Here is a 17,144-nt window from a genome sequence, read left to right on the forward strand (position 1 = left end):
GCGTGGTACCAGCCGCCGAACGGCTCGTAGATGCGGCCACCGATCGAAGAGATGTTGATGATCCGACCACGGCGCTGCTCACGCATGTGGGGCAGCACGAGCTGCGTCAGGCGCGCCAAGCCGAACACGTTGACGTCGAACTGGTAGCGCGCCTCGGTCATGGCCACGTCCTCGACCGACCCGTACGACCCGTACCCGGCGTTGTTGACCAGCACGTCGATCCGGCCCGTCTCCGCCACGATCTGCTGAACGCCGGCGACCATCGACGCGTCGTCCGTGACGTCCATCTTCAGCGCCCGGATCCCGGCCTGCGCCAGGTCCGACATTCGCTCCACGCGCCGGGCTGCGGCGTACACGGTGAACCCGGTCTTTGCCAGCCGGAGCGCGGCCGCCTCGCCGATGCCGGACGAGGCGCCGGTCACCAGCGCTGTGCCCGTCGATCCAGCAGTGCTCTCGGACATGAGGCCTCCCCGCATCGAGTCGCTCCGTGGGATCATCCACCACGTGGCGGATGAGCATGTCGATTTGCTGATCATCGGTGCCGGCCTGTCCGGCGTCGGCACCGGCTATCAGTTCGCGAAGACCTTCCCGCGCAAGAGCTACGTGATCCTCGAGCAGCGTGAAGAGCTCGGCGGGACGTGGAGCCTGTTCAAGTACCCGGGCATCCGCTCCGACTCCGACATGCACACCCTCGGCTATCGCTTCAAGCCGTGGACGGCCGCCAAGGCGATCGCCGACGGTCCGGCAATCCTGGACTACGTCCGCGAGACCGCGCGCGAGGGCGACGTCGAGCGCCACATCCGTTACCGGACGAAGGTGGAGCGCGCAGAGTGGGACACCGCCACCGCGCTGTGGACGGTCGAGGCCCGCAACGTCGCCACGGACGAGGTGACGACCTACACCTGCCGGTACCTGTTCTGCTGTGCCGGCTACTACGACTACGACAACGGCTACCGGCCGGACTTCCCGGGCGAGGAGCGGTTCACCGGGCCGATCATCCACCCGCAGTTCTGGCCCGAGGACCTCGACTACACGGGCAAGCGCGTGGTCGTGGTCGGCAGCGGAGCAACCGCCATCACGATCGTCCCGGCGATGGCCCAGACCGCCGAGCACGTCACGATGCTTCAGCGATCGCCGACGTACATCGTGTCGTTGCCGGGCGAGGACGCGCTGGCCAACCGGCTGCGCAAGCACCTGCCGGCGAGCTGGGCGTACGGCATCGTGCGCTGGAAGAACGTCCTGCGCGTGCTGTTCAGCTTCCAGATGAGCCGCCGCAAGCCCGAATGGGTCAGGTGGGTGCTGCGCAAGGCGCTGGAGAAGAACGAGGGACTGTCGCCCGCCGAGATCGACGCGAACTTCACGCCGACCTACAACCCATGGCAGCAACGGTTGTGTGCGGTCCCCGATGGTGACTTCTTCCAGGCGATGCGCGACGGCAAGGTGTCGGTCGTCACCGACCACATCGAGACGTTCACCGAGACCGGCATCCGGCTGAAGTCGGGCGAGGAGCTGCCGGCTGACATCGTCGTGACCGCGACGGGACTGAGCCTGATCCCGTTCGGCGGCGTCGAGCTCGTGGTGGACGGCGAGAAGATCGACGTCGCCAACACGGTGACCTACAAGGGCATCATGCTCAGCGGCGTCCCGAACTACGCCATCGCCTTCGGCTACACGAACTCCTCCTGGACGCTGAAGGTCGACCTGACCTACGCCTACATGTGGCGGTTGATCAAGCACATCGAGCGGAGGGGGTTGCGGCAGTTCATGCCGCGGCACAACCCGCCGGTCAGTGACACGCCGTACATCGACTTCAACTCCGGCTACGTCCTACGAGCCCTCGACAAGATGCCGAAGCAGGGCATCGAGCAGCCGTGGCGGCTGTCGATGAACTACGCGATCGACTTCTTCGAGCTCCGCTACACCAAGGTCGACGACGGCGAGATGCAGTTCAGCAACCCCGCGTCGAGGTCTACGAAGACCACATAGGGCTCGACGGGAGGGTCAGCGGCCGATCCGGCCGCGGTGGGAGACCGCGTCCACGGTGACCGCGGCGAGCAGTACGACGGCGATGACCATGTCCTGGCCGGCTGCACCGATCTGGATCAGGCCCATGCCGTTGTAGATCGTGGTGATGACCAGGCCGCCGAGCAGCGCGTAGCTCATCCTGCCGCGACCGCCGAACAAGCTCGTGCCGCCGATGACGGCCGCCGCGACGGCGTAGAGCACGTAGTTGCCGCCGTCGATGTCGCTGCCGATCGAGCCGAGCTGCGACAGGTACACCAGGCCGGCAAGGCCGGCGGTGAAGCTCGACAGCGTGAACGCCAGCGTGCGGACGTTCTTCACCCGGATGCCGGCGCGGCGCGCCGCTTCGGGATTGCCACCGATCGCGTACATGTAGCGACCGAAACGGGTCTTGCCGAGCATCACGGTGTAGACGATGAGGACCACGGCCAGGAACGGCACGATCCAGAGCACGCCGGACAGATGGACCAGCAGCGACCCGCGGTTGTGGTTGCTGATCAGGACGAGTACGACGCCGGCCGCGGCGACCCCGGCGACCTTGAGCGCCGTCAACGACAGCGGCGGCGTGACCAGGCTGCTCGCACTGCGCCGACGGTGCTGCAACAGCGCGTAAGCCGCGAACACGGCGACCGCGACGATCATCACGATCCAGCCGGTCGAGTTCGACATCGAGCCCTGGTCGATGTCGTTGAGGACGTTGCTCGTCACCGCGATGCTGCCGCCGGGCGCGTGCTTGTCCTTCTGCACGAGATAGAGCAGGAAGCCTTCGCCGCCGAGCAGGCCGGCCAACGTGACGACGAACGAGGGCAGACCGAGCCGCGAGATCAGCAGACCCTGGATCGTGCCCCAGACTGCGCACACGGCCAGGCCGGCGAGGGCGGCGAGGAACCAGTTCACGTTGTGGGGCGCCGCGTTGAGCTCGGCGGTGACGGTCGCACCGATGCCCATCACGAACCCGGTCGACAGGTCGATCTCGCCGAGCAGGAGGGCGAACGACTCCGCCATTCCCAGCAACACGAACACGCCGCACTGCTGAATCAGGTTGTTCAGGTTCGTGGCGGTGAGGAACTTCGAGTTCTGGGTCTGGAACGCGATCACGATGATGATCAGGCCGACGACGACGGGAAGCACGCCGCTCTCGCCCGCCTTGATGCGCTTCCACTGGGCGGCGGCGTACTCGCTGAGGCTGTCCGCGACCAGCTCGTTGCTTGCGGTCGGCGCCTGGGCCGCGACGTCGGTCGCCGCAGGCTCTGAGGTCATGACGGGCCCTTCCTTCCGGCCGATCCGGTGGAGCCGCGGAGTGCGCCGGTCGTGATGAGCTCGACCGCCTGCTGGGTGTCGAGCTGAGAGGTCGGGTAGGTGCCGGCCAGGTGGCCGAGGTAGAGGACCGCGATCTGGTCCGCGACGCTGAACACGTCGACCAGGTTGTGGCTGATGATCAGCACCGCGACGCCCGAGTCGCTGAGGGTCTTGACGAGGTTGAGCACCATCGCGGTCTGCGAGACGCCGAGGGCCGCGGTCGGCTCGTCCATGATGACGAGCTTGGCGTCCTCCAAGACGGCTCTGGCGACCGCGACCGCCTGGCGCTGACCGCCGGACAGCGAGCCCACCGGCTGCCGGATCGAGCGCACCGTCGTGACGGAGAGGTCGCTCAGCGTCTTACGTGCGGCGAGCTCCATCGCGGTCTCGTCGAGGAACCCGAACCGCTTCGGCTCCCGGCCGAGAAACATGTTCTGGACGATGTCGAGGTTGTCGCAGAGCGCGAGGTCCTGGTACATCGTGGCGATGCCGAGCGCCGCCGCGTCGCGCGGACTGCGGACGTGGACTTCCTTGCCCTCCCAGAAGACCTGGCCGCCGTCGGGCGACCACATTCCGGAGATGGTCTTGATCATCGTGGACTTGCCGGCCCCGTTGTCGCCGACGAGCGCCACCACCTCGCCCGGGTAGATCTCGAGCTCCACGTCGGTCAGCGCCTGCACCGGGCCGAAGTTCTTGCTGACCTTGGCGAGCTTCAGCAGCGGCGTGCCGGAGGCCCGGTCTTTCGACCGGGCCTCCGCTCCTTGCACGTTCGCCATGCGGCTAGCTGATCCCCGCTGCCGTGCACTCCGCTGCGTAGCTGCCCGTGCAGAGCTGCTTCGCGGTCACGAAGTTGTCCTTCACGACGGTGTCACCCATGTTCGCGGTGGTGACCCACTCGGGGGTCAACAGCACCGACGGCATCGGCTTGTTGTTGTCGTTCGGGTTGTCGGTCGACCCGTTGACCAGCGCCGAGGGCGGCGTCTGGCCGGCACGGGCGAACATCGCCACGGCGGCGGCAGCCTGCGCCTCCAGGAAGATCGGCTTGTACGCCGTCCCGCACTGGTAGCCGTCGAGGATGTTGTGCAGGCCGTCCAGCGTGGCGTCCTGACCGGTGATCGGGAACGTCTTGGCCTTGACGCCGCGGCCCTTCAAGTAGTGGATGATCGGCGCGGCGTTCTCGTCGTTCGGGATGATCGCCGAGTTGGCCGACGAGTGGGCCGTGTAGGCCTGCTGGAACTCGGTCAGCGCGGTCGGCGGGTCCCAGGTGCCCGGAGGCGTCGCGAGGACCTTCCAGCTCGGGTTGGCCTTGATGACCGAGTCGTAGCCCTGCTTGAACAGCGTGGCGTTGTTGTCGGTCGGGTCGCCGGCCATCTCGATGATCTGCGGGCTGGTGACGTTCCAGTCCTTGGCACATGATGCGAAGCCCTGACCGATGAGCTTGCCGACCTCGACGTTGTCGAAGCTGATGTAGTACGAGCCGGCCGTGATGCGGTCGTAGTCGATGACCGCTACGCCGTGCTGTGCGGCGTACTTGGCGACGGTTTCGCCGGTACCCGGGTCCTCAGGGTCGATGAGCAAGACGGTGGCACCGTTGGTGATCATCGCCTGCGCGTCGGAGATGAACGTGCTGTCGCTGTGCTGCGCGTTCTTGATCGAGATCTGCGACGCGTTGAGCCCGGCCATCGTGAAGGCCTTGGTGAGCAGCGGGGCGTCGAACTCGGTGTAGCGCGACGAGGTGGTCGTGTCGGGCAGGATGACGCCGACCGAGCCCTGGCCCTGCGCGGCGAGCGGGGCCAGCTGCGACATCGCCGAGAAGTCCTGTGTGAACGATGACGCCGTGATGTTGATCGACGACGACGACGATCCGGTCGACGGCGCAGTGCTGCTTCCCACCGAGCTGTTGCCGCCCGACGAGCTGCTACCGCACGCCGACACGAGCATGGCCGCTCCGCAGAGCGCCGCGCCGTACGCGTGCTTCCTTGTTACCCGCAAGATTGCCCTCCTAGTTCCCGGCAGATGCTGCCTGTGGGACATCGTGCCCCGCACGGACCCGTTGCGTGATCACGAACCTGTAACGGTCTGGTCATCAAGCGGTAGGAACGAACCGGTAGAGCAGCGCGTCGAGCGTCACGTCGAAGGCGCCCTGGTAGTCGACCGGCCCGGCCAGGGCGGCGATCAGATCCGGGTCGTCGGTGATCGCGGGCCAGGCGGCGGGGTCGGTGGCCGCGGTTGCCGGCCCGCGTTCGGCGGTGCGGGCGATCACCACCGACGACACGACGTGCAGCTGAAGGGTTCTGATCGCGGTCGCCGCGGCGCGTCCGCGCAGGCCGACGGCGTGGAGCTCACGCGCCAGCGCCGCCTGCATCGGCTGGAACATCGCGGCGGTCTTCCCGCGCTCGTGTGCCACGGCGATCAGGTGCGGGTGCTCCCAGAGCCTGCGCCGCCACTGTTTGCACAGCGACGTGATCCGGGCTCGGGGGCTGCGCCCGTTGACCGTCACATCAGCCATGTCGGAGAGCAGCCGGTAGACCATCAGGTCGAGCAGCGCGTCGCGGTTGCCGACGTGCCAGTAGATGGAGGTGACCGCCGTGCCCAGCTCGGCGGCGAGTCGGCGCATCGTCAGGGCTTCGAGGTCGAACTCCTCGACGAGGCGTACGGCGGCCTCGACGACCACCTCGCGATTGAGCGTCGGCTCACGGGCTGGTCGCGAGGCCTGGCTCATCCGCTCAGCCTGGCACCGGGGCGAACGGGAACTCGTGGCCGGTCAGCCAGTGCCGGCCGACCTCCCGGTGGCCGGCCCAGCGCGCCACGTTGGCCGCGTCGTCGGTCTGCCCGAGCGAGGCAGGGGTCACGTTGATGCGTTCGGCGTGCGGGCGCAGCGACGCGAGGTCGAATCCGTAGATCTCGGCGGCCGCCTCGCCGATCATCCGCCGCGTCTCAGCGATCGGCACGTCGTGGTAGGTCTTCGCCAGCCACTCGCGCGACCGCGGCCAGGTGCCTTCGGGGTGCGGGAAGTCGTTGCCCCACGGCATGTTGTCGATGCCGATCTCGTAGCGCATCCCGATCTCGCGCCGTTTCGTGTTGGACGACCCGATGAAGCAGTTGCGGTCGAACAGCTCGCTGGGCTGGGTCTGGATCCCCATCGAGGAGAGCTTCTCGGCGCCCTTCTGGCCCAGGAAGAGCCGGTCCCAGAACCACAGCAGGTTCGGCACCCACCAGCAACCGGCTTCGGTCACCCCGAACTTCAACCGCGGGAACCGGTCGAACACGCCGGACCAGAGCATGAACCACATCGGCCGGGCCGGCCACCACACGACCTCGGTCACGTAGATCCCGAGGTGGTCGCCGTAGGACTCCTTGTCGGCCGGTCCGCTGTGGGTGCACACCGGCATCTCGAGGTCCTGGCACAGCTCCCACACCGGGTCGTAGTGGCGCGAGTGATATGGCTCCTGGTTCATCCACATCGCCGGGATCATCACTGCGCGCAGTCCCGACTCGTGGGCGCGGCGGATCTCGGCGAGCACGTCGTCGAGCGGAGCGGTGATCTGCACCAGGGCGACGCCTTTGCGTCGCTCGGGGGAGTCCGCGCAGAGCTCGGCGAGCCAGCGGTTGTGGGCGCGCGCACCGGCGAGACCGAGCTCCGGATCGGTGTCGCCGGACAACCCGAGACCGACCCCGAACGGGGCGCAGGTGCGGCTCTCCACGGCATCCGCGTCGGGGAAGATCACCTCTGCGGTGATGCCGTCGTTGTCCATCTCCTTGTTGCGGCGCTCGGCGTCCCAGCCGCCTTCGAGTCCTTCTTCGTTCTCCGCGAACCACTTGTCGGCGAACGCCTTGTCCGACGTACCCATCCGGTGGATCTCCTCGACCGCCTGGTCACGCCCGGCGAGGAACTCCTCGAACGCCGGCCAGTACTTCTGCTCCAGGTAGTCGCGGTACTGCGGCGTCGGCAGGCCCGCGTGCGCGTCGGAGGAGATGACGGTGTAGACGTCGTCGCTCATCGCGTGGTGCTCCTAACTCGGTTCTGCACTGCGTTCATCCGGGCACCGCCCGCAGGTAGTTGTCGGGTTGGCTGCGCTCGAGGATCGACTGCGTGCGCTGGCGCAGCGCGTCGTCGGTGCGCGGGTTGTCGGGATGGATCCAGAACTTGTCGTTGCGCACCGCGTCGAGGGTCGCCGCCGCGACCTCGGTGGGCTCGGTGTAGGCGATCTGCACGCCGGCGGCGCGCATCTGTTCCTCGAGCGCCTCGACGGTGGTGTACGGCGTCTTGCGCTCTCGGGTCTTCGCGAAGCGGTCCGGCCGCGACCGCCACGACTCGAACAGGCCGGTGCGCAACATGTGCGGGCCGGGGAAGAGCACCGATGCCGACAGCGCGGTGTCGGCGAGCTGTCCGTACAGACACTCGGTGATCGTCACGACGGCGGCCTTGGTGGCGGCGTACTGCGGGGTCGACGGCAGCGGGGAGATGCCGCCGTTGCCGCTCGAGGTGTTGACGATGTGGCCGGGCTCACCCGCTGCGAGCATCGCCGGCACGAACGCGTTGATGCCGTGGACGACTCCCCAGATGTTGACGGCGATCGCCCACTCCCAGTCGCGGAGCTCGTGTTCCCAGATCGGACCCTCGGCACCCGCGCCGATGCCCGCGTTGTTGCACACGACGTGGACGCCGCCGTACTTCGCGATCGCGGCGTCGCGAAGCGCACACACCGAGTCGAAGATCGAGACGTCCGTCGGCACCCCGATGACGTCGATGCCGTCTGCCTCCAGCGCCGAGACGGTCTTGGCGAGCGGCTCCGGTTGGACGTCGGCGAGCACGACCTTCATGCCGGCCTTGCCGAAGACCTCTCCCATCGCGCGGCCGATCCCGCCCGCGCCGCCGGTGACGACCGCAACCTTGCCGTCTGTGTCCATCGTTGAGCCGCGCCCGGTCAGTCTGAGCCGACCGGGGACAGGTCGTCGTAGCGCTGATGCACGTACGGCGCCACCCAGTCAGCGGGGATGGTCGAGACGACCTCACCGGTCTGGACGCTGGAACGTTCCGCCAGCTCGATGCTGCGCAGCTTCCGCACCGGCAGGTCGGCGACCGGGTCGAACCGCGACTCACGAAGCACGACCTCGCCGTCGACGTTCCACATCGCCTTCGTCTTCTCGGCGCGGCGGCAGTAGACGAGCATCGGGTCGCCGTCGAAGCCCTTGCCGGTCGGCGATGGCAGGAACTTCAGGTAGAAGCTCGTGCGGGTCCGCTCCGGCGACGGTTCGACCTCGCCGGTGACGCGGCCGGTGACCTCGACGAACGTCGTACCCATGCGCGTGAAGTGGCCGCGAATGTCGTCGCCGTTGCGGTCGAGTCCGATCTCGGCCAGCTTCTTCGGCTCGCCGAACGTCTCGCGCCCGCCGACGACCGCCTGCTCGGTCGTCATCGGCATGACCAGCGCGTAGTCACCGTCGACGTCGTCGTGGCGGGCGTGCACCGCGAACGTCCCGGCACCGAAGACGGGGTAGCCGCGCCCGAGGTCGACGGTGGCGATGGTCAGCCGGACGAGTGGCTCGGCGGGTGGCGACAGCGGCGGCGGCAGCACGGCCGCGATCGCGTCCGGATCGGTCTCGTACGTCGCGACCAGCGTGGTCGCCCAGGTGTCGACTTTGGTCGCCTCCACCTCGCGGTTGCGGAGCTCGTCGAGCGAGCGTGCGCCGTACCTGACTCGTGCCATGTGCTGACTCCTATTCAGGTTTGCCGAAGCCGACCAGTGCGGGGCACTTCTCTGCTTCAGCCGGAAGGGTGTGTGGCGTGAGCGGCTCGTCGACTGCCGTGACGAGCGGGCCGAACTTGTCGGCGAGCGGCGCGAGGGCGTCGACGTCGAAGCCGTAGACCCGAGCGGCGTTGAGGCCGAGCATCGTCTGGACCTCGTCGTGGTCGATGCCGGCGAAGCTCGCTCGCAGCGCCTCGAGGGTGAACGGGTTGCTGCCTTCTTTGTGGGGGTAGTCGCTGCCCCACATGATCTTGTCGAGGCCGACCGAGTGCCGGATGCGTGCTTCGTCGGGGCGGATGAACGACGAGCCGACGCTGACCTGGCGGGTGAAGTACTCGCTGGGTTTCAGGCTCATCCGCTCGACGACCGGCAGCCCCCACTCGGCCTCCTGCGAGCCCGACGCGTTGCGGAACCGGTCGAAGAAGAAGTCCAGGCGCATCAGCTCGTCGGGGATCCACGCCGTGCCCTGCTCGGTCAGCACCAGGTGCAGGTCCGGGTGTCGCTCGAAGGCGCCGGACACCAGCAGGTGGGTGAACGCGCGGTGGGCCCACCAGGTGACTTCGAGGATGAGGATGACCTGGTCCTCCGGCCGGTCACCGGTGTTCGGGGCGGCGCTGCCGCTGTGGTGGTTCACCGGCATCCCGAGCTCGGCGCACGTCGCCCACAACGGCTCGTAGTAGTCGGGGTCGAACAGCGGCGGGAGGCCGGAGCCGGGCGGGGCTCCCGGCAGCAGCACGCCGCCGGTCAGCCCGTTCTGCTTGGCCCAGTGGATCTCGGCGATCGCCTCGTCGAGGTTGTGCAGCATGATCTGCGCGACGCCGGCGCGACGGCCAGGCGCCTTCGCGCAGAACTCGGCGAGCCAGCGGTTGTGAGCTTGCAGACCGGCCCAGCGGGCCGCGAGGTCGCCGGCGTTCTGGGGCGGTGGCTGGTCGGCGAGGCTCGCCTTCGGGAAGAACGGCGGAACCGTGTTGGGGTAGATGACCTCGGCGACGATGCCGTCGGCTTCGAGGTCGGCGAGGCGGCGCTCGGAGTCCCAGTTCCGTTCCCCGTCGGGACCTTTCATGTCCTCATACGGGATCTCGTACGTCGACGCCCAAGCGTCGAACTCGTCGTGCCAACGACGGGCGAGAAACGGCTTGTAGTCGGTGATGTTGCCGCCGCCGTGGCAGTCGGCAGAGATGACCAGATACCGCTCGTTGTCCATGCCCAGTCCCCGGCAAGAGGTTGCTGTAACGGCGTTACAGTAACCGCTCGCCGGGGAGGGCGCCAGACCCGCTCTAGCCGGGGGAGCGGGCCCCCATCACGTCACGCTCAGACGTAGGTGTCCTGGTCCTGGATCACGGTGCTGCCGCCAACGGGTGCGCCGTATCCGGGGCCACTGCTGACGACCCGGGTGCGCCGCCGACGCGGCATGAAGATGATCAGGTCGAGCGCTACGCCGACGATGCCGACGATCATCAGGATCACGCCGATCGTCTGGATGTCGATGCCGTTCACCGTTGCGTTGACGCCCCAGGTGAGCACCGCACCGACCGCTACTAGGAACAGACCGCCGCCGACACCCATGACTTCAACTCCTTGTCCAGACGGCTGCGCCGTGCAGCCGAAGATGTAGTGGAGTTATTGGCTTTTCCCGGCCGAGCAAACCGGCCGAACGGGCGACACTGCGGGCGGTCACCCAGGTGACCGCCGTGCCCCGCGGCCGCTAGTCGAGGAGGCCGGCGGCCCGGAACATGCGGTCGTAGATCTCGCGCACGACGGGCTGTTTCCTCGCGTTGTAGTCCATGACGTTGCCGCCGCCCGGCACGGCGGCCCGCTTCGCCTGCTCGTACTGCTCGCGGTCGGCCGGGTGGGAGCGCAGCCAGTCGCGGAACATCAGGTGTCGGACCACTTCCGGGCAGTCCGGGCCGAACACGTGCAGGTTCGCTCGCGGCTCAGCGAAGCGAAGCAGGCGGTGTTGGTGCCAGGAGGGTTCGCGGACCCGCAGCTGCCAGCCGCCCGCTTCGAGTGCGGGGACGTACGCCGCCTCGTCGGAGGGGTCGGCGACGACCAGGTCGAGATCGATGACGTCCTTCGCGGCCAGCCCGGGAACCGCCGTGGAGCCGACGTGTTCGAGCTCGAGGACGCACTCGCCCAGGCATCGCCGGACGGCGCCGGCGAGCTGGTCGAAGCGGGCCGGCCAGCGGGCGTCGTACTCGACGATCTCGACGGACTCTTCGGGCTCGGGCGCGACGACCCAGGGGTTCTCCGCCGGGTCCGGCTCATGATGCCGCGTGATGTCCTCAGCGGTGGCCACTCCCCGACGCTATGCGACCCCCCCCGCTTGTTCGAAGTAGCACACAACGCGCTGCGATTCGCCGAGTACGTGCCCGGATGTCCGGTTCGGAAGCGACGTTGTGTGCTACTTCGAACCCGCGGGCGGGGTCAGATGGCGCGGTAGTCGAGGCGCGACATCCGCGGGCCGCGGCGTTCTCGCCGTACGCCGCTGAGCTCGAGGAGGCGGACCAGCCGGTAGCGGTGCGGTCGCCACGGCTCGAGGAACGCCTCGCACTCCTCGTGGGGTATCGGGGTGCCGTCACCGAGCCCCTCGCCGAGCAACGCCGGCAGGTGGTAGTCACCGATCGGCGCGGCATCGGCGTCTCCCAGGGCGCGGTGGCCGACCTCGGCGGCGGTCCACGCGCCGATCCCGGGAAGCGCGGTCAGCATGCGGTAGACCTCGCTCGGCGCGGCGGTGTGCGCTGCGGCTTCCAATCGCGCGGCGTACGACGCGGCCAGCGCGATCGTCTGCGCCTTGCGCTGCTCGACACCCGCGCGGTGCCACTCCCACGTCGGGATGTCCTGCCACTGCTCGGCCGTCGGTGGCAGCCGCATCCCGTCCGGGGCAGGTCCCGGTGCCGGGCCGCCGTACTTCGTGACCAGCCGGCGCCACGCCGCAAAGGCGTCGACGCCGACGATCCGCTGTTCGAGTACGGCGGGCACCAGTGACTCCAGCACGCGACCGGTGCGTGGCACCCGCAGCCCGCGCAGCCGCCGGTGGGCGACGCGGACGATCTCGACGCGAGGCTCGAAGGACTCGGGATCGTCTCGGCTGCCGAGCAGGTCCGGCAGTGTCGCGATCAGCTCGTCGGCGCCGGGCCCCCACGCGCCTGCCTCGACCGCGGCAAGCCCGCGCTGGCGGATCCGGTAGCTGACCGGCCCGGTCGCCAGCCGGCTGGTCCGCCAGATCGAGCCGTCGCCGTCACGCCGATGACACGGGTCGGCCGCTCCGTGCTGGAGCACCGAGAGCGTGAGGCCGACCGAGATCGGATAGCCGGGCTGCCAGATGGTCAATCGTCAGTCGGACGAGCGGTCCGGGTCAGCGGATCGGTCGGCCTGCCCGTAGTCGTTGAAGGGCTTGTCGCGCTGCGCGAGCGAGTCGGACAGCTTGCCTTCCACCATCGCGCGCAGGTACTCCTTCGACGAGCGCTGGTGCAACCCGAGCGCGGTGAGCTCGGACCCGTAGCGGATCGCGCTGCGCATCCCCATGACGTCCATCGCGCGGTGGACCGTGCGCTTGTTGATCTGAAGGAGGTCGGCGGGGATCTTCGCCATCCGCTGTGCCATCTCGAGCGTCTTCGCTTCGAGCTGGTCGGCGGGGAAGGCGCGCGTCGCCCATCCCAGCTGCGCCGCCTCGGTCCCGGTCATCGAGTCGCCGGTGAGCATCTGTTCCATGGCGGCCCGCATCCCCATGAGCCACGGGTGGTACTGCATGTCCGCCGTGCTCATGGTGCGGATCGCCGGATAGCCGATGGTCGCGTCCTCCGCGACGTACACGACGTCACAGCCGGTCGCGAGCTCACTGCCGCCCGCCAGGCAGTACCCGTGGACCTGGGCGATGACCGGCTTGCCCAGATCCCAGATCTCGAACCAGCCGGCGACCACGTTGCGCGGCCACTGGCCGTCCCCGCCGGCGGTGTGCCACGGGAACGGGTCGCCCTTCCTGGGGGTCAGGTCGTAGCCCGCCGAGAAGCAGGGTCCGGCACCGCGGATGATCATGACGCGTACGGCGGGATCGGCGTCCCCCTCGTAGAGCGCGTCGAAGAGCTGGCGGCGCAGCGAGTTCGACAGTGCGTTGCGCTTCTCGGGCCGGTTGAGCGTGATCCGCCGGATGCCCTCGACCGGCTCGTCGACCAGCACCAGCGCCTCGTCCGTCATAGGACCATCTTCGCCCAGCTACGGCTTGGGGAACTTCGTGAGGTGGTTGTAGACCTGGGTGCCGTTCGGCGCCTGCGGGCTGCTGAGGTCCGGGGTGAGCAGGTCCGGTCCGTAGCCCGGCTGGCCGCACGACGGCGACCCTTTGTCGCTGGCGACGAAGGCCCAGGCGAGGTAGCTGACGCCGTGGGCGTCCGCCCAGTCCATCCACTGGGTGTCGAACGTGGTCTGGCAGGCGAACTGCCCGAACTCCCCGGTGACGACCGGGACCTTGCTCGCGACGGAGGTGATGGTGGTGTTCCAGCACGTCGTCGTCGCGCAGCTCGATCCTTCGTAGTTGTGGTACGACGCCGCCAGCTGGGCGGGCCTGAGGGTGTCCTTCGGCTCGTTGGCCAGCCAGCCGGACAGGTCGTTGGCCCAGTTCAGGCCGCCGAGCATGATCGGCTCGGTGGCACCGGCGGAGCGGATCGCGCTGACCAGAGCCTGCATGCCGACCGCCGGGTAGGTGTGAGCGGTCGAGCCGTAGGTGCTCGAGACCGGGCAGCCGCCGTTGCGCCAGCACGCCCAGCTGATCGGGGCGCCGGGCTGGGAGACGGGTTCGTTGAACGCGTCGAAGATCACGGCGTGGTCGCTCTTGAACGCTCCCGCGACCGACTTCCAGAAGGCGACCGAGTGGTCGTCACCGAGCTGTGCCTGTGCCTTCGACTGGGTCGAGCCGTTGGCCGACCAGTGCAGGTCGAGGATGGCGTACATGTGTTGGGCGTTGACGTCCTTCACGAACCCTTCGATCGCCTGGCGGTACCCGGCGGCCGTGTCGCCCTGCCATGCCGGCTCGCCGTTCAGGCCGAGCCAGCAGTCCTCGTTGAGCGGGATCCGGACCGCGTTGGCGTGCCAGCTGGCGATGTACTTCGCCTCCGCCGGAAGCGTGTAGGTCGCGTACTGCGGCGTGCCGGTCGAGAAGCCGAACGTGCACCAGTACTCCGTACTGATCTCGTCGACGCCGCGGAGCTGGACCGTCTTGCCGGTCCCGTCGACGAAGTGGTTTCCCTTGATCGAGATCGACAAGCTCGCCGCCGCCGCGGCGCGTGGGACCGCCGGCGCAGCCACTGCTGCCAACAGAGCCAGCAGGCCGGCGACGGTGACCAACCGCCGGCGGGTGAGCTGTTCGTGACGCGCCTGTCGAAACGGCATGAGGTTCCTCGATCCCGGTGACCGCGCGGGGGGTCCGCTGTCGGTGCGGGCAGCAAACCTCTCATCGTCCGCCGGGAAAAGAAACCGACGTTCGAGCTGTCGGCGATCCGACAGTCCGCGCGACGAGGTCAGGCGCGCAGCAGCAGCGCAACCGGCAACGCCGCCAGGAGCTCGGCGACCGGCGCGCCGGTCACGAGGTCGACCGAAGCGCCGGTGAGCACGTCGGTGTAGGTACCGGCACAGTCACCGGGGATCGCGATGCGGGTGTCACCCCACGCGCCGCCGACCGGGAACCGATCGGGGCCGGCAACGGAGTGGGCGAGCCTCGGTACGACGGCGACGGCGACCTCTGATCCGCGACGTCGCACGAAGCCCACGACGTGCTGCGCCGCCTCGCCGGTGGCCTCCAGCGCCAGGTAGTCGCCGGTCGCGAAGAGGTCCGGGTGGTCCCGGCGGGCTTGCAGCCCGGTTCGCAGGACCGCCTGCTTGACGCGGCCGTCGTGCCAGGCGTCGAGCAGGTCACCGACCCGCGCGGTCGCCAGAGCGGCCATAGCGGTGCGGTGCCGTTCGAGCTCGAGCGGGCGCCGGTTGTCCGGGTCGACGAGCGCCAGCTGCCAGAGGTCGTCGCCCTGGTAGACGTCGGGTACGCCGGGGGCGGCCACGCGCAGCACGGTTGCCGCGAGCGCGTTGCTCACCCCGGCGCGCATCACCTCCGAGACGACCGCCGACAGCACCTTGCGCGTTGCGTCGTCGTCGAGCAGCCGCTCGGCGAAGCTGCCGAGCGCTTCTTCGTACGACGCGTCGGGCGCAAGCCAGCTGCTGTGCCGCTTCGCCTCGCGCGATGCCTTGACCAGGTGCTCCTGCACGCGTCGGGTGAACTCGGCGTCGGGCTCGCCCGCAGCCGGCCACGCGCCGACGATCGTCTCGTAGGCGTAGCGGCGGTCCGCCGCGTCAGGCAGTACGTCGGTGGCGCCGTCCGCAGCGGCGCCGGGAGACACGAGGTGCTCGAGCTCCTCGACGGCGGCGAGCCACTGGGGCGCGATCTCGGTGAGCACGGCGAGCCGGCTGCGGACGTCCTGGCTGCGTTTGCTGTCGTGGGTCGAGGCGGCGCTGAGGCTGCCGGGCCAGCTCTGCGCGCGCCGGTCGAAGAACTCGTGCAGCTCGGCCGGCGAGACCGCGGGACGGTCAGGGTCGGTCCCTACGTCGACCCCGACCAGGGCGGCGCCGGCGGCGTAGAGCGAGGTGTCCTCGACGCCCTTCGCCACGATCGGGGCGGTCAGCTGCTGCCATGAGGCGATCGCTTCCCAGGCGGCCGAGCCCGGGTTGACCGGCCCACGCAGGACGTCGAGCACGCGGTCGAGCGCAGCCTGCTCCGGCGGTGTCAACGCCGGCGCCGCGGCGGCCGCGGCCGCCGCGAGGTGGTGGCGGTCGGCCTTCGACAGCTGGTCGCCCGGACGCCGGTACGTGCGGTAGACCGTCACGTTCGTGGTGAGCTCCTCGACAGCGACGGAGGTGTCGGCGAGCGACGGCCGAGGGGGCTCGATCGCCCGGTTCAGCCGCCGGGTCACGACGCCGAGCGACCCGATGAACAGCTGGCCGGCCACGAGGTGCTTGTTGTCGACCGCGCGCTCGCCGAACGTACGGCTGTCGCCGGTCACCGTCGCCGTCTCCGCGGCGATCCGGCTCGCGCCGGCCTCGTGCACGAACAGGCCGGTGACCGCGGCCGCGAACTCGTACCCGGTCGTCCCTGACACCGGCCAGGGCGGCAGCTGCTCGCTGCGTTCGAGGATCTTCTCGACGACGATCACGGGCTGACCGGCCCAGCCTTCCGCGGCGGCGTTGAGCCCCGCGCGCAACGAGGACAGGTACGCCGCCGGGTCGCGCAGCCCGTCGATGTGGTCGACCCGGAACCCGGCGACGCGCGGATCGCGGGCGAGCTCGAACACCAGCGTGTGCGTGGCGGCGAACACCCGGGCGTCCTCTTGCCGCACGCCGATCAAGTCGTTGATGTCGAAGAAGCGGCGGTAGTTGACCAGCCGGGCGGCGTCACGCCAGTTGACCAGCCGGTAGTGCTGGCCGGCGAGGACAAGCTCCAGCTGGCGGCGCCCGGCTGCATCGAGGTCGCCGCGACTGGCGGCGAGCTCGGCGACGATGTCCTCGTTGCCCGTCGGGTCGAGCGGCAGCTCGTTGTCCCGGTACGTCAGCACGTACTCCGCCGCCGACGTTCGTCGCAGTCGGATCTCGTTGGCGTCGAGGACGTCGGCAAGGGCCGCGTCGAGCATCGGCAGCACGATCGTGTTGTCCGCCGTCTCCCACGCCACGTCGAAGAACGAGGCGTACTGCGAGCGCCGGCCGTAGCGCAGCACGTCGGTGAACAACGGGTTCTCGACGGTCGCGGCCATGTGGTTCGGCACGATGTCGACCAGCAGCCGCATCCCGTGCTCGTCCAGCGTCTGCAGCAACGCCGCCAGGCCGTCGGCACCGCCCAGCGCCGGGTCGACCTGCGTCGGGTCGACGACGTCGTAGCCGTGGCTGCTGCCGGAGCGCGCTCGGGTGATGGGGGAGACGTAGAGCGTCTCGACTCCCAGATCGGCGAGGAACGGGACGGTTGCCGCCGCGCCCGCGAACCCGACACCGTTGAGCTGCAACCGGTACGTCGAGCCGAGCGCACGAGAGGGGCTCGTGGTCATG

The 17,144-nt window shown here is 69.1% G+C and carries 16 protein-coding genes; 1 reads left to right on the plus strand and 15 read right to left on the minus strand.

What is annotated here, in order from left to right; translation table 11 throughout:
- The coding region (locus tag VG899_16625; GenBank protein ID HWA67991.1) for an SDR family NAD(P)-dependent oxidoreductase at positions 1 to 461 on the minus strand (461 nt) is incomplete at its 3' end.
- A 43-nt stretch (positions 462 to 504) separates the two neighbouring features.
- Between VG899_16625 and VG899_16630 the strand changes: the two genes are divergently transcribed.
- Complete coding sequence (locus tag VG899_16630) at positions 505 to 1,986, plus strand: NAD(P)/FAD-dependent oxidoreductase (protein HWA67992.1); 1,482 nt, start codon at positions 505 to 507, stop codon at positions 1,984 to 1,986.
- A 15-nt stretch (positions 1,987 to 2,001) separates the two neighbouring features.
- Here VG899_16630 and VG899_16635 read toward each other — a convergent pair whose 3' ends face one another.
- From VG899_16635 to treY, 14 genes are all read right to left on the minus strand, one after another.
- Positions 2,002 to 3,282: an ABC transporter permease gene (locus VG899_16635; protein ID HWA67993.1), complete on the minus strand. Its 1,281-nt coding sequence runs from the start codon at positions 3,280 to 3,282 to the stop codon at positions 2,002 to 2,004.
- The gene (locus tag VG899_16640; GenBank protein HWA67994.1) at positions 3,279 to 4,097 is read right to left on the minus strand and encodes an ATP-binding cassette domain-containing protein; all 819 of its coding nucleotides are present in this window, start codon (positions 4,095 to 4,097) and stop codon (positions 3,279 to 3,281) included. Before VG899_16640 ends, VG899_16635 begins: the two co-directional genes overlap by 4 nt.
- 4 nt (positions 4,098 to 4,101) lie before the next feature.
- Positions 4,102 to 5,262: a substrate-binding domain-containing protein gene (locus VG899_16645; protein HWA67995.1), complete on the minus strand. Its 1,161-nt coding sequence runs from the start codon at positions 5,260 to 5,262 to the stop codon at positions 4,102 to 4,104.
- 145 nt (positions 5,263 to 5,407) lie between these two features.
- The gene (locus VG899_16650) at positions 5,408 to 6,043 is read right to left on the minus strand and encodes a TetR family transcriptional regulator (GenBank protein HWA67996.1); all 636 of its coding nucleotides are present in this window, start codon (positions 6,041 to 6,043) and stop codon (positions 5,408 to 5,410) included.
- 4 nt (positions 6,044 to 6,047) lie between these two features.
- Positions 6,048 to 7,322, minus strand: a complete 1,275-nt coding sequence (locus VG899_16655; protein HWA67997.1) for an amidohydrolase family protein — start codon at positions 7,320 to 7,322, stop codon at positions 6,048 to 6,050.
- Between the two features lie 34 nt (positions 7,323 to 7,356).
- Complete coding sequence (locus VG899_16660) at positions 7,357 to 8,232, minus strand: SDR family NAD(P)-dependent oxidoreductase (protein HWA67998.1); 876 nt, start codon at positions 8,230 to 8,232, stop codon at positions 7,357 to 7,359.
- Between the two features lie 17 nt (positions 8,233 to 8,249).
- Entirely contained in the window at positions 8,250 to 9,032 is a 783-nt protein-coding gene (locus tag VG899_16665; GenBank protein HWA67999.1) for an acetoacetate decarboxylase family protein, read from the minus strand.
- 10 nt (positions 9,033 to 9,042) lie between these two features.
- Positions 9,043 to 10,275 (minus strand): amidohydrolase family protein, encoded by a 1,233-nt coding sequence (locus VG899_16670; GenBank protein HWA68000.1) that lies wholly within the window; start codon positions 10,273 to 10,275, stop codon positions 9,043 to 9,045.
- A gap of 107 nt (positions 10,276 to 10,382) precedes the next feature.
- On the minus strand, positions 10,383 to 10,637 hold the full coding sequence (locus VG899_16675; GenBank protein HWA68001.1) for a DUF6458 family protein: 255 nt from the start codon (positions 10,635 to 10,637) through the stop codon (positions 10,383 to 10,385).
- 139 nt (positions 10,638 to 10,776) lie between these two features.
- Positions 10,777 to 11,367, minus strand: a complete 591-nt coding sequence (locus VG899_16680) for a GrpB family protein (GenBank protein HWA68002.1) — start codon at positions 11,365 to 11,367, stop codon at positions 10,777 to 10,779.
- Positions 11,368 to 11,495: 128 nt separating this feature from the next.
- Complete coding sequence (locus VG899_16685; protein HWA68003.1) at positions 11,496 to 12,401, minus strand: DNA-3-methyladenine glycosylase 2 family protein; 906 nt, start codon at positions 12,399 to 12,401, stop codon at positions 11,496 to 11,498.
- Between the two features lie 3 nt (positions 12,402 to 12,404).
- Positions 12,405 to 13,265, minus strand: a complete 861-nt coding sequence (locus VG899_16690) for an enoyl-CoA hydratase-related protein (GenBank protein HWA68004.1) — start codon at positions 13,263 to 13,265, stop codon at positions 12,405 to 12,407.
- A gap of 18 nt (positions 13,266 to 13,283) precedes the next feature.
- Complete coding sequence (locus tag VG899_16695) at positions 13,284 to 14,453, minus strand: cellulase family glycosylhydrolase (GenBank protein HWA68005.1); 1,170 nt, start codon at positions 14,451 to 14,453, stop codon at positions 13,284 to 13,286.
- A gap of 128 nt (positions 14,454 to 14,581) precedes the next feature.
- Positions 14,582 to 17,143 (minus strand): malto-oligosyltrehalose synthase, encoded by a 2,562-nt coding sequence (gene treY, locus VG899_16700; GenBank protein HWA68006.1) that lies wholly within the window; start codon positions 17,141 to 17,143, stop codon positions 14,582 to 14,584.
- Between the last annotated feature and the right edge of the window lies 1 nt (position 17,144).

Source organism: Mycobacteriales bacterium (assembly GCA_035550055.1).
In the GTDB taxonomy this organism is placed as follows: Bacteria; Actinomycetota; Actinomycetes; order JAFAQI01; family JAFAQI01; genus DASZTV01.

Coding starts and splice junctions, on each gene's coding strand:
- VG899_16670 (HWA68000.1), bottom strand. CDS start 10,275: ATGGACAACGAGCGGTATCTGGTCATCTCTGCCGACTGCCACGGCGGC.
- VG899_16695 (HWA68005.1), bottom strand. CDS start 14,453: ATGCCGTTTCGACAGGCGCGTCACGAACAGCTCACCCGCCGGCGGTTG.
- VG899_16650 (HWA67996.1), bottom strand. CDS start 6,043: ATGAGCCAGGCCTCGCGACCAGCCCGTGAGCCGACGCTCAATCGCGAG.
- VG899_16635 (HWA67993.1), bottom strand. CDS start 3,282: ATGACCTCAGAGCCTGCGGCGACCGACGTCGCGGCCCAGGCGCCGACC.
- VG899_16645 (HWA67995.1), bottom strand. CDS start 5,262: ATGCTCGTGTCGGCGTGCGGTAGCAGCTCGTCGGGCGGCAACAGCTCG.
- VG899_16690 (HWA68004.1), bottom strand. CDS start 13,265: ATGACGGACGAGGCGCTGGTGCTGGTCGACGAGCCGGTCGAGGGCATC.
- VG899_16640 (HWA67994.1), bottom strand. CDS start 4,097: ATGGCGAACGTGCAAGGAGCGGAGGCCCGGTCGAAAGACCGGGCCTCC.
- treY (HWA68006.1), bottom strand. CDS start 17,143: ATGACCACGAGCCCCTCTCGTGCGCTCGGCTCGACGTACCGGTTGCAG.
- VG899_16660 (HWA67998.1), bottom strand. CDS start 8,232: ATGGACACAGACGGCAAGGTTGCGGTCGTCACCGGCGGCGCGGGCGGG.
- VG899_16655 (HWA67997.1), bottom strand. CDS start 7,322: ATGAGCGACGACGTCTACACCGTCATCTCCTCCGACGCGCACGCGGGC.
- VG899_16675 (HWA68001.1), bottom strand. CDS start 10,637: ATGGGTGTCGGCGGCGGTCTGTTCCTAGTAGCGGTCGGTGCGGTGCTC.
- VG899_16665 (HWA67999.1), bottom strand. CDS start 9,032: ATGGCACGAGTCAGGTACGGCGCACGCTCGCTCGACGAGCTCCGCAAC.